This window comes from Acinetobacter sp. UBA2063, assembly GCF_002333245.1.
GTDB lineage: Bacteria > Pseudomonadota > Gammaproteobacteria > Pseudomonadales > Moraxellaceae > Acinetobacter > Acinetobacter parvus.
In genome coordinates this window covers 1-4,744 of record NZ_DDAH01000076.1, presented here as the reverse complement: position 1 = coordinate 4,744, position 4,744 = coordinate 1, and the positions used below count along the sequence as shown (strand labels likewise).

The following is a 4,744-nucleotide window of genomic DNA, read 5'->3' as shown; positions in this document are numbered from 1 at the left end:
TCGGGCTAAACCCCGAGGTTTTACGCTCCAATGGATAAATTCCTTTTCGTATCAGGAAGCGTTTTAAACCTGAAACCGTAAGGTGCAATCTACAAATACAAGGATTGCACCCATAACTTTTAGCTCACTAGGCAGCAACCGCCCTGGCACGTGCGGCATGCAACTTTTTATAACTGTCAATCAGGCGTAAGTGTCGATCTAGCCCCTCCAGTTTCATACTGGTTGGGGTGAGACCATAGAAACGGACACTGCCATCTACCGATCCAAGTACCGCGTCCATTCGTTCATCACCAAACATACGGCGGAAGTTAATTAGATAATCATCCAATTCCAGCTCATCATCCAGAATCACCTCCAGCACCACATTCATGCACTGATAGAATAAGCCTCGCTCAGCCGTGTTGGTGTTGTATTGCAGGAACTGCCCGACCAATTCTTTTGCTTCTTCAAATTGCTCTAAAGCAAGATAAATCAACAGTTTTAACTCAAGAATGGTCAGTTGCCCCCACACGGTATTGTCATCAAATTCGATACCAATCAAGGTGGCGATTTCGGTGTAGTCATCCAGCTCACATTCCTCCAGACGCTCAACCAAGGCCTCAAGGCTGTCATTATCCAGACGATGCAGGTTTAAGATATCTTCACGGAATAACAGTGCCTTGTTGGTGTTGTCCCAGATCAGGTCTTCTACCAGATAAATCTCGGAATAGTCAGGCACCAAGATACGGCAGGCGGTTGCACCTAAATGTTCATACACCGCCATGTAGACTTCTTTGCCCATCTGCTCAAGAATGGCAAACAGTTCTTCCGCTTCTTCCACATTGCTGTTTTGACCCTGGTGGGTAAAGTCCCACTCGACAAAATCGAAATCAGCTTTGGAGCTAAAAAAGCGCCATGACACCAAACCGCTGGAATCAATAAAGTGTTCCACAAAGTTGTTTGGTTCAGTCACCGCATTACTTTGGAACGTTGGCTGTGGTAAATCATTGAGACCCTCAAAACTGCGCCCCTGCAACAACTCAGTCAGGCTACGTTCCAACGCAATTTCAAAACTTGGATGCGCACCGAATGAAGCAAAGACTCCGCCTGTACGTGGATTCATCAGCGTCACACACATCACAGGGAACTGACCACCAAGCGAGGCATCTTTCACCAGCACAGGGAAGCCCTGTTCCTCCAGCCCCTTGATGCCAGCCAGAATTGCTGGATATTTTTCCAGAACCTGTTGCGGTACATCTGGTAGCGTCATTTCGCCCTCCAGAATCTCACGTTTCACTGCACGTTCAAAGATTTCAGAAAGACACTGTACCTGTGCCTCAGCCAAAGTGTTGCCTGCACTCATGCCGTTACTGAGATAGAGATTTTCAATCAGATTGGACGGGAAATACACCACTTCACCATCCGACTGCCGTACGAATGGCAATGAACAGATGCCTCGCTCGGTATTACCTGAGTTGGTGTCATATAAATGCGTGCCCAGCAATTCATCGTCGGGGTTATAAATCTCAAGGCAGTATTCATCCAGAATTTCTACTGGCAATTCACCATTCGGGCCTGGCTGGAACCATTTTTCATCAGGATAATGCACAAACTCAGCATTGGCGATTTCCTCTCCCCAAAACTGGTCGTTATAGAAGAAGTTACAGTTTAAACGCTCAATAAATTCGCCCAGTGCCGATGCCAAGGCACTTTCCTTGGTTGAACCCTTGCCATTGGTAAAACACATCGGCGATTGTGCATCACGAATATGCAGTGACCAGACATTCGGAACAATATTACGCCATGATGCAATTTCAATCTTCATGCCCAAGCCAGCCAAAATGCTAGACATATTGGCAATGGTCTGTTCTAAAGGTAAATCCTTGCCCTGAATATAAGTACTGCTTTCCGAAGTCAGGCTTGGCATCAGCAATGCCTGTGCATCAGCATCAATACTTTCAACTTCTTCAATAATAAATTCAGGGCCTGTCTGGATCACTTTCTTCACGGTACAACGGTCAATCGAGCGTAGAATCCCCTGACGGTCTTTTTCAGAAATGTCAGCAGGCAACTCGACCTGAATCTTAAAAATCTGTTTGTAGCGGTTTTCAGGGTCAACAATATTGTTTTGTGACAGGCGGATATTGTCGGTTGAAATATCCCGCGCCGCACAATACACTTTTACAAAGTAGGCAGCACATAACGCCGATGAAGCCAGAAAATAGTCGAATGGTCCTGGCGCTGAACCATCGCCTTTATAGCGGATCGGTTGATCTGCAATTACTGTAAAATCATCGAACTTGGCTTCCTGACGAAGATTGTCGAGATAATTAACCTTGATTTCCATGCTGGTACCTAATACCTCTTATGTACCAGCATCGGCACATAAGCGTGTAAATATGAATAGAATAACGATCTGAAATGGACTTAAACAGAATAATAAATGAGGTTCATCACGATCAATGAGCACTCATGATAAGCCAAGATAATATATGCCGCATTATAGAGGGATTTGCCTGAATTGATAATGTTTGTCCGTGTTTCCAATCGACATACAACCAGCCCATTCAAGCCTAGTCATAATAATGATTGCGCTTTTTAGAAAACTTATCCAGTTGATTTAAAAAGCCCTCAAAATAACTCTTGTCTTTATCTTCAGTGCGATAGCCTGCATAGAGTGTGCGTCGGAGACCTTTGGGTGAAACGCAATCCAGACGGCGCGAAGTGACCCAGCCTTTCTGCTCATATTCATTTACCACCCAGTCAGGTAATGCCGAAATCCCCCGCCCACTAGCAACCAGTTGGATCAACATTTGCGTTAGTTCCGTTGTGCGGATTTCTTTCGGATGCAGATTGGCTGGAATAAATAGTTTCGCCATAATGTCCAAACGGTGTTTATCCACGGGATAAGTCACTAATGTTTGCTCCGCCAACTCCTGTACCGTAATCTTTTCCACCCGAACCAGTGGATGGGTATTAGACAACACTAATCTTGATTCATATTCAAAAATTGGAAAATACTCAATGCCTTTTAAAGCAATTGGGTCAGCAGTAATTAATAGGTCAAATTCCGCATTCTGTAATAACTCGTGTGGATTGGACTCAAAACCAGAGACAAAATCCAGATCAACATCTGGATATTGCTGGCGGTATTGATTCAACAACGGCATCAGCCAGTCAAAACAACTATGACATTCCGAAGAGAAGATAATTCTGCCTGTTTGCCCATGCACAATACGAGCAATATCGGTATGTGCGATCTGGATCTGCGGTAACACATCATCCGCCAGCTTTAACAGGCGCAAACCAACATGGGAAAATGAGACAGGTCGGCTACGGCGATTCACAACCTCCACGCCAAACCATTGATCCAGCTCTTTTAATTGATGAGAAATCGCAGACGGTGTTAAATACAGGTCAGTTGCCGCTGCAACCAATGAACCGTGTTCGCGCAAGGCGGTTAATGTCTTTAAATGACGAAGTTCTAACATACTAATAAACCAGTAAAACATGCCTTAGCTTGTGTCAATACAATTGAGCAGACAATATTTATATAGACAAAATTGAATTAAATTCATCTGTTATAAAACCAGATTATTTAAAATTAGGCAAAATGTGGCTGCCCTTGCAATACCAAACTATCAATCTTAACAGGCCTGCCAAGCAAGTATCCCTGTAATTGATTACAGCCTAAATTTTTAAGAATATCCGCTTGTTGCTGTGTTTCCACTCCCTCAGCCGTGACAATCAAACCTAATTTTGCAGCAAGATGAATTATACTTTCTAAAATCGCTTCTTCTTTGGAATTGGGTTGTAAATCCATGAGGAAACCACGGTCAATTTTGAGTTCATCGACAGGTAAATTTTTTAAATACAGGAAGCTTGAGTAACCCGTTCCAAAGTCATCTATTGCGATTCGAATACCGAGCTTACGCAGGCGTTCCAGGGTACGAATAGTTGAATCAATGTGATGCATTGCAGTTGATTCAGTAATCTCCAGTATCAGGTTGTGAGGTTGGATTTGATATTTTTCCAATAATTGTTCAAGGACACTGAATAATTTCTTATTTTCAAACTGTAATGCTGACAGATTCACTGCAATTGGATAAAACGGGTTCTTGCTCTGCTCCCATTTCTGAATTTGTTGACAGGCTTGTTCCAGCGCCCAATATCCCATAGGAATAATTAAACCCGTTTTTTCAGCACTTTCAATAAACATTTGTGGCGTAAGCAGCCCCAAAGCTGGATGCTTCCAGCGAATCAGGGCCTCAACACCACAGACTTCATAGTTCGCGGTAAATTTTGGCTGGTAAAACAAGACAAACTGCTGCTCATCAACGGCCTTATATAAATCATTGATCAGTTTGGACTGGCTGCGTACATCTTGCTGATCGCTCATGGACTGGAACACGGTATAGGTATTACGCCCCTGATCTTTTGACACCAGCATGGCAACATCGGCATTAATCAACAAATCCTGAATATTGGTGCCATGTTCAGGATACATCGCAATCCCAAGGCTCGCGGATATGTTTATGTCTTTGCTGGCAATTAAATAAGTTCCCTGAATAAAATGCAGAATTTCTTCGGCAAGCTGTATTGCCTCGTTGATATCGGTATTTTCAGATATCAGGACAAATTCATCGCCACCTATACGGAATAACTTATGGCTTTGATTTAGCTTATTGTGTAGACGATTGGCCATCTGGACCAACAACTGATCCCCAATATGATGCCCAAAAGCATCATTCACCGACTTAAAACC

At 43.5% G+C, this 4,744-nt stretch carries 3 protein-coding genes; all 3 read right to left on the bottom strand.

All coding sequences use genetic code 11. From position 1 onward, the window contains the following. Window positions 1–127 precede the first annotated feature (127 nt). A complete protein-coding gene (locus B4H32_RS03420) occupies window positions 128–2,326 on the bottom strand; it encodes an OsmC domain/YcaO domain-containing protein (protein ID WP_004756108.1) in 2,199 nt (732 codons plus the stop codon). Window positions 2,327–2,552: 226 nt separating this feature from the next. Further along, complete coding sequence (locus B4H32_RS03415; RefSeq protein ID WP_286800006.1) at window positions 2,553–3,470, bottom strand: LysR family transcriptional regulator; 918 nt, start codon at window positions 3,468–3,470, stop codon at window positions 2,553–2,555. Window positions 3,471–3,583: 113 nt separating this feature from the next. Continuing rightward, window positions 3,584–4,744: putative bifunctional diguanylate cyclase/phosphodiesterase (locus B4H32_RS03410; RefSeq protein ID WP_286800005.1), on the bottom strand; the 1,161-nt coding region annotated here is incomplete at its 5' end.

Excerpts from the sequence above, each read along its gene's own strand:
- B4H32_RS03415 (WP_286800006.1), bottom strand. The coding sequence starts at position 3,470 with ATGTTAGAACTTCGTCATTTAAAGACATTAACCGCCTTGCGCGAACAC.
- B4H32_RS03420 (WP_004756108.1), bottom strand. The coding sequence starts at position 2,326 with ATGGAAATCAAGGTTAATTATCTCGACAATCTTCGTCAGGAAGCCAAG.